Genomic DNA, 6,354 nt, shown 5'->3' on the forward strand with positions numbered 1-6,354 from the left:
GAATTGTATTATCTTGATAACCCATCTAAATTGCAACTGCTAAGAAGGGATCGAGGATTCAACACTCGACCCCATATTGATTTAGAAAGTATAACGTAGACCTACATTAGCGGAAGTACCAACAAAACGATAGTTAACTTCCGTTGTGAGTTTTAATTGGTCAGCCACAGGAATACCCAGACCAATACCAATTTGAGGGACAATCATCGCATGCGTACCTACTTCGTGATCATAGGCGTCACATCGAATCCCTAATTTCAGCGCGATATCGGTATGATTATTAGTTTCATATCCAATCAACCCTGCAATATCTGCCGTGTAATAATTAAACGAATCGACAGAGAATGGGGTGTTGTGACGCCCCCACACTGAACCTGTCAAATTTGTGCCTAAATGCCCTTCAACTCCGAAATAGTTTTTGGACTTTTCTGACTTGAATAAATGTGTTCCAACACCTAAGCGCATATTGGCATAATCAGAAGGACCCTTAGCGAGGCTTTTATCATAGCCTCCGTCTATTTCCGCATAAAATTCTTCGCGTGCATATGCTGCCGACGATGCTATAGTTGATGCTAGCAAGAATAAAAAAACTTTCTTTTTCATTAATTATCTCCGTTTTTAAACTTTTCACTGTATTTTAAGTCTACGATAGAAAAGTTTTGTTCGTTTTAACAAAGCTCAAATGATCAATCTGGATACCAGTACAACAAGATCTTTCTTTTCCTACCAGACAGATCAGACTCAAGCCTATCTTTAATATTGTCGATTGTCAACAATCAGCAATATTAATACGATAGCCCTCCTCTTTCGTACTCAAGCCCATGCCATCTCACCATAACCCATTGACCTAATTGAAAATAACTTATTATTGTTGTTACCTATTGTTAACTATTTACAATCTACTGCGTGATGATACACTGGCTTCACATTATTCAGGATGTCTTAATGACTTTAGAGATCGGCTAGTGAAAATTCAACTTCATGATAATTTAAGTGTTCAAGCCAGCAAATGGATTGCTGATAAAATCATTCAGGGTGATTTCGCTCCCGGCAGTCGCATCATGGAAGAAAAAATCGCAGAAGAACTTGGTATCAGTCGCGGGCCTGTACGCGAGGCCTTGTTAATTTTACAAAAACAACGACTCATTACGTTATTACCTCGAAGAGGTGCGATTGTAAAAAAAATTACAGCTTCTGAGATAACCGAATTGTATGATGTCATCAGTATCCTCTATACATTACTCGGTCAAGAAGTTGCAGCACGATGGAAAGATTCAACTCTTGAACCTTTAAGAGATATTTTACTCTCGATGAAACATAATGCAGAAAAAGGTAAACATCTCCCCTATTTTAAAGAAACCATTGAGTTTATTCGAGCGAGCTTTTCTATCGCAAAAAATAACTTACTAGAAGAGTTAATTGAAGATCTCATTCCGAGCGTGTATAGAATTCAGTACCCTTCAATATCGGAACGAAAAACAGATCTGATGAAACACTGGAAAAACTACGAGATAATTTTCAAAGCGATTGAAAAAAGAAATAGCGAAAAAATTGCTGAAATCATTGCCCTTCATAATCAGCAAGAACAAAAGTCAGCCTTATCATGCAAAGCGTGGAGCACACTCTCTTGAATTTTTTATAAGGATCCATTCACAATGAAACGAATTATCATTCTATTACTGAGTTTATATATTGTCACTGCGCAAGCAAAAGAATGCGATGATTGCTCTCTTAAAAATATTATTCCTGGACAATACACTGTTATTGGGCGCCTGCCCGATTCCGAACGCACATATTCAAGCCAAATTGAAATTAAAGCATTGAAGAATAAAACGTTTAGTGCGATTGAAAAAGTGAACGCTAAAATGATACGAAGATGGGATGGGCAATTTAAGCATGCTTCACCTGGCGAAGGATATGTCCTTCACTTGAAAGGTCAACAGGGTGAATTAGCCTGTTTAGTTTCAGCAGATTTGGATAACTATGCACGCATGACCTGCTTATGGAAAAAAAATAATCAACAATCCAATAAACTTGGATTAGTGGCACTGTTTCCGAAAATAGATCAATAATGGTACTGAACAATGAATTTTCGTAGCGAATCGACTGAAAAATTAAAAAAGACTTTAATGCGTGTTGCGGAAGACCCATCAAGCCTTGATAGCATTGAATGGTTATTACACCTAATACCTCGAGACCTCACTAACGCTTTGTATATTCAGTCACATACTAATTACAAACGTAATTTCGAGAAACTTGGTGGTATAAGCTGGTATTTTACTGCGGCTTTTGATGAGAGTTATGAAGCTGATGGCTATGACGTCAATACAGACGAAATTGTTCCAGTTCTAGATACCATTATTACGGACTCTGAAGAATGGGCGCCAAGCTCTCAATTTAGTGAGCACTTAAAGTCTACTACTCCTACCAGATCTAATCATCGTACTGAGAGACTACCTTCAGAGATAGAGCTGACTCTAGATTCTCTTGAATCATATCCAGCATCTAATATTGATCTCATTCATGAATCCGTAAGAAAAGAAATCGAGCACAGCGAAACCCTAGATCGTATTATCATCTTTTTTGGACTTCCATCACGCAAAGTTAAAACTGAAATACACTATAATTCCGAATATGAATATCACTCAACCTATTTTAATGATAAAGAAATAGAAACATTCTATACTATCTGGCCATCACAACTTCTAAAAAATATGATCGGTGGATGGGACTCTCCTTCAGTGATTTCAACCGATAAACAAATTTTACAATGGATTTTACTATGTGTAAAAATCCCACTCATACTTCCTATTAAGTTACTAACCTTACTGCCCAAAATTTTTCTTAATTGCAATAAACTCTTTAGCGAATTTTTTCCCTTAGTCGCCAAACGATTTAGCGCTCACGCTTTTGCGTGGATGTTTCTCAAATTTTTGGATACTAAATATCATAAATTTATTGGAAGCTCCAAACCGAGCAAGACAACAAACGGGCTGTACTACTTATACAAATTTTTGATGGTAATTGGAATCAACTCTATAGTATTTGCTTATTTTGTTTTTAGAAGCACCGCTATCATCGGACGAGCGATCACTTCGCCATTAAAAAGCGTGAAAATGGCGTTTCGTTATGGTCGAATGTTGCAAATCTCTGTATTCGGGCAACCTACGACATTTATCATCAGTCTATTAATGGGTACCATCGGATTATGCCTTAGTTTATCGATCACAATTACCGCATGGTCCATTATTTTCCCCCTTATTTTTGGGGCTTTATCTGCATACTCCATTGATATTGCTCGGTTAATGCTTGTTGTTGTGGCAAAATTGACTAGCGTACTGAATTCATTCTCACTGGGCCATGCATTAATAGTGTTAATACAAAGTACCTACGCTACATTAGGTCAATTCCTTTTAGTAACGTTTGGATCAGTTATTTCAAATGCGGCCACTTATTTATTCGGCGTTAAACTGTCTACTAGCTTTATCATTCAGTTTAGTTTCATTGGAGCTATCTCAGCTTTTATCGCACCAGCTCTAAGTCAAGTTGCTGATGGACTGAGCAATCTTTGGGTTACTTGGAAGGGAAGAGGGCTCTTCACAAATCTCGTAGAATTTTTTCAGCGAGAAATTGAAACCACTAAGATTGATGATAATTCCACATTGCAGCAATCCCCTACCTCACCCAAAAAACAGCAAGAGATTAAAAAAGATACAATATCAACTGGAAACCATCAGTATTCACAAGATGAATCTTCTGAGCCCTCGGATTTCGGTGTCCCATCACAAAAGGTTGTTGAATTCACTCAATCAACTCGACGTGCGATTATGAGCTCTGAAGATGATTCACTAGGATTTAAGCTTCTTGAGGAGCTTGCAAGTAAAGGGCGGGGAGATGACTCATCAGATAGCAGCTCACATCCTCCTCGATACTCTCCTCAAGATCATTTTGCTGGAATGGATAAACATGGAATCTCGATTTCTAAATAAAGGCGCTTTGGCCTTACTTCAAATTGCTATTGTGGGTAATATGCAAATATTGCCAGCCAATGCGTTGTATGGCCTATCTCTCCCTTTTTTATTTTTATTAGCCTTCTTATTCTTTTATTTGCCTTGCGTTTTGATGACAGCAGAGCTGGCAACCACTCATCCTCAAACCGGTGGCGCGTATATATGGTGTGAGAAAGCATTTGGTCCCAAAGTGGGATTTTTTACTGTCACCCTTTTTTGGATAGCCAATTTACTTTGGTATCCTTCAATTTTCTCATTGATAGCCGCCAATTTCGCGTATCTTTTTAATCCACTTCTGGCTCAAAATAAAATATTTGTAATGGGATTTAGCCTAGTATTATTCTGGAGTTTCACCGCCTTAAATTGCGCCGGAGTTCGTATTTCAACTAAAGTGAGCACCTGGTGTAGTGTGCTCGGAATTATTATTCCCATGATATTTATCATTAGCTGCGGAGGTTATTGGTTAATAACCCATAAAACACTGGCCGTTTCAACGCATACAACACCTATCATTCCTAATCTTCTTCATCTTGATAATCTTGGCTATTTAATTTCCATAGTTATCACAATGTTTGGCATAGAATTGACAAGCGTGCATGCGGGAAATGTAGTTAATCCTTCTCGAGATTATCCTTTAAGCTTATTAAGATCCAGCATCATAACATTAACATTATTACTTTTTTCTGCATTGGCAATCGCCATGATCATTCCAAAAAATCAATTAAGCGTCTTGACCGGCCTACTTGATGCACTCGTGTTATTTTTTAATCAATCAGGTATATCAGCTTTTATTGTTCCAATTTTATTTTTAGTCTTTCTAGGCAACATGGGCAGTCTAGCCGCTTGGATGCTTGGCTCGACTAGAGGAATTGCTGTTGCCGCTCAACATAATAAGGTCGCGCGCTTTTTACAAATTACCAACAAAGCAGAAGCACCTGTTGGGGTGTTAATTTTTGAAGCGATCGTTTTTACACTAGCAACGGGTATTTTTCTGCTGTTTTCTGAGATTAGCAATACCTTTTGGTTGCTATTAGATCTGGCTTCTCAAATTACACTAATTTATTACGTCACACTATTCATCTCTGCGATCCGCTTACGCTATTTGCCAACTGAATCAACTGGATTTCTGATACCGGGTGGAAAAATGGGGATATGGACAATTATGGGACTTGGCATACTAACTTCCGTCTTATCATTAGGAATAGGATTCATACCCCCTAAAAACCTCGGAGGTCACGAAGTTTTTATATTTCACTTAATAATGACTACGGGATTGATCATTTCTATTTTACTACCCATCATATTTCTTTCTCTTAAAGTTAGAAAGACTGCCGTTAGTTAATTTAATTATTTCTAGAGCATAAATCAGTAATAGTCGAAAGGATACTTTTAGTAGGAGTGAGAAATATAAAATGGAGGGGCGTATTCATCAGTACACGAATAAATACCGCCCAAGAAATGCTTACCATCATCAATATTTATCAGAGTTTGATCGAGCTCTTGTAACCAACGATAAAGCACTCGATTTGACTCACTAATATTAGCACGCCATACGTGACCAGTATAGAGCTGATCTGCCTTAATCATGCCTCCAATTAATTTCATCATTTTATGATAGGTTTCATTGATGATTTGCTTCCTAGATGGACTATTAACGTTAATAAAATATTCGTTGAGTTCCTGTAGCATTATTTTATGGGCCTCAATGGAATCACGGTAATTTTCTATGTAGAAATAGCTAACGTTTTCACTTATTTTATTCTCTTCAATATATCGGTTTATATTGGGAAAATCTTCAGAATGATCTTTGTAACTTTTTGTTTTTGTTAAGCAGTTTGACAAATAAATCAGGGCGTAATTTCTTATCATCGAAGACCCAACAATGTCAATTAATTTTTTTATGACCTTCATTTTTTTACTTTCCTGAAAATGAAAACAGTAGCTAACCACACAGAAGAAACTTTTTTGATACTCCGCGGTTGAATATTTCTCTTTTTGAATAACCTCAAGCATCTTTAAAAGAACATCCATTTTACAGTAACTAGCGGCTTTTTCTAGATTAGCAGCCGTGACGCGGAAATTCTTTTTCAACATTAACAGTGCCCAACAATCTGGTATGACAAATGAATTCCTAATCGACCGATGCAATAAATCATCTTTAGTTAAATCACTGAGGCCAGCCCTATCCAACAACGTTCTTGCTGTATCCAATTTCTTCCTAATAACTGCCGATTCAAAAATAATACCCACAAGATCCTCTGGCAACGATGGGCTAAGTTCATACAGAAGCAGGGCCTTATTATCAATTCGCTCATGCCAATCCTTAATAGACTTTAGGTCATTC

Annotated in this window: 6 protein-coding genes; 4 read left to right on the plus strand and 2 right to left on the minus strand. The window is 37.4% G+C overall.

The window, feature by feature from the left end; translation table 11 throughout:
- Positions 1–81: 81 nt before the first annotated feature.
- Positions 82–603 carry a hypothetical protein gene (locus tag K2X50_02560; protein MBX9586118.1) on the minus strand — a complete coding sequence of 174 codons (522 nt, stop codon included), beginning with the start codon at positions 601–603 and terminating at the stop codon, positions 82–84.
- A gap of 362 nt (positions 604–965) precedes the next feature.
- On the opposite strand from K2X50_02560, the gene K2X50_02565 reads away from it, so the two are divergent.
- Genes K2X50_02565 through K2X50_02580 form a run of 4 tightly spaced genes read left to right on the plus strand, consistent with a single transcriptional unit; the run spans position 966 to position 5,352 of the window.
- Complete coding sequence (locus K2X50_02565) at positions 966–1,631, plus strand: GntR family transcriptional regulator (GenBank protein ID MBX9586119.1); 666 nt, start codon at positions 966–968, stop codon at positions 1,629–1,631.
- Positions 1,632–1,655: 24 nt separating this feature from the next.
- Complete coding sequence (locus K2X50_02570; protein ID MBX9586120.1) at positions 1,656–2,072, plus strand: hypothetical protein; 417 nt, start codon at positions 1,656–1,658, stop codon at positions 2,070–2,072.
- 12 nt (positions 2,073–2,084) lie between these two features.
- Positions 2,085–3,989, plus strand: a complete 1,905-nt coding sequence (locus K2X50_02575; protein MBX9586121.1) for a hypothetical protein — start codon at positions 2,085–2,087, stop codon at positions 3,987–3,989.
- Complete coding sequence (locus K2X50_02580; protein ID MBX9586122.1) at positions 3,967–5,352, plus strand: APC family permease; 1,386 nt, start codon at positions 3,967–3,969, stop codon at positions 5,350–5,352. Before K2X50_02575 ends, K2X50_02580 begins: the two co-directional genes overlap by 23 nt.
- Positions 5,353–5,399: 47 nt before the next feature.
- Here K2X50_02580 and K2X50_02585 read toward each other — a convergent pair.
- A partial coding sequence (locus K2X50_02585) for a hypothetical protein (protein ID MBX9586123.1) occupies positions 5,400–6,354 on the minus strand: 955 nt, incomplete at its 5' end.

The organism is Gammaproteobacteria bacterium, from assembly GCA_019748175.1.
Taxonomy (GTDB): Bacteria; Pseudomonadota; Gammaproteobacteria; order JAIEPX01; family JAIEPX01; genus JAIEPX01.

What these genes read in the sequence shown, in the direction of transcription:
- K2X50_02575 (MBX9586121.1), top strand. Translation starts at nt 2,085, where the DNA reads ATGAATTTTCGTAGCGAATCGACTGAAAAATTAAAAAAGACTTTAATG.
- K2X50_02570 (MBX9586120.1), top strand. Translation starts at nt 1,656, where the DNA reads ATGAAACGAATTATCATTCTATTACTGAGTTTATATATTGTCACTGCG.
- K2X50_02580 (MBX9586122.1), top strand. Translation starts at nt 3,967, where the DNA reads ATGGAATCTCGATTTCTAAATAAAGGCGCTTTGGCCTTACTTCAAATT.
- K2X50_02560 (MBX9586118.1), bottom strand. Translation starts at nt 603, where the DNA reads ATGAAAAAGAAAGTTTTTTTATTCTTGCTAGCATCAACTATAGCATCG.